1 protein-coding gene is annotated in these 254 nt (G+C 60.6%); it reads right to left on the bottom strand.

The annotated features are described in order from the left end of the window. The coding region (locus tag RTW80_RS30025; protein WP_312721817.1) for a poly-beta-1,6-N-acetyl-D-glucosamine N-deacetylase PgaB at window positions 1-254 on the bottom strand (254 nt) is incomplete at both ends.

The raw sequence follows: 254 nt of genomic DNA, 5'->3' as shown, positions 1-254 counted from the left end.
GCTGGAGCACCCGCATCCACTCCACCAGACGTTCATCGGCTACGGCACGCTGCGGTTTCTGCGCCCAGTCCCTGGCCTGTAGCTCAAAAATCGTTTTATTCAGCGCGCCGGGGCGTGCGGCGACGGCTTTGACTAAACGCGTCAGCCAGGCATTGCTCTCTTCTGCCGGGACGGACTCCATCAGCGGCATTGCCATCGGCACCGTCCAGTCGTAGGCCGCCAGAAAATCATCCAGATTTTGCGCAAACCATGCC

The organism is Escherichia sp. AM3, from assembly GCF_032029835.1.
Classification (GTDB): Bacteria; Pseudomonadota; Gammaproteobacteria; order Enterobacterales; family Enterobacteriaceae; genus Escherichia; species Escherichia coli.
Note: the sequence above shows the minus strand (reverse complement) of the source record. Positions and strands in the feature narration are given on the sequence as shown.